The sequence below is a fragment of the Pseudodonghicola xiamenensis DSM 18339 genome (genome assembly GCF_000429365.1).
Classification (GTDB): Bacteria; Pseudomonadota; Alphaproteobacteria; order Rhodobacterales; family Rhodobacteraceae; genus Pseudodonghicola; species Pseudodonghicola xiamenensis.
This window is the reverse complement of record NZ_KE386894.1, coordinates 64,408-64,878: the sequence shown is the minus strand read 5'-3', so window position 1 is coordinate 64,878 and position 471 is coordinate 64,408. Positions and strand designations below refer to the sequence as shown.

The 471-nt window shown below is 60.3% G+C and carries 1 protein-coding gene; it reads right to left on the bottom strand.

Annotated features, from left to right (window positions below; genetic code table 11):
- Positions 1–318: hypothetical protein (locus tag G455_RS26845; RefSeq protein WP_205620499.1), on the bottom strand; the 318-nt coding region annotated here is incomplete at its 3' end.
- Positions 319–471: the final 153 nt, after the last annotated feature.

Below are 471 nucleotides of genomic sequence, written 5' to 3'. Positions count from 1 at the left end.
AATTCTATCCCAAAAGGTGGACCATTTCAGTCGGGGCACTCCAGTTTGGGACGCCACCGGCGCGACAGTCGGTTCGATTGATACCTGCGCGAAGGCCGGCTCATCGACGGAGATCTTTTCGCCTCGCTCTCGCCGATCAGCGACCCAGCACTTTCTAACCAGACATTCATGGGCATCCAGCTCGGCGGCGACATCTCCAGGCGACATGCCATCTTCCCGAAGGCGCCTTGTCGCCTCGCGTTTGAGCTCGCTCGGCCAAATCCTTTTGCCCGACGGGGAGGTCCGGATCTTGACCCCCCAGACTTCACGTTCCGCCATAGTCGCCTCCGATCGTAGTTCGGATGCAGACTAGCGGACGAGAGGTGGTCAGGTTTAGAGGGCAATCAGGGGGTCAGATGCAACGCTTACAGTGGGACGGCGCGAGCTGGATCTATGACCAAGCCGGTTCATCCCCGCGCGTGCGGGGAACAG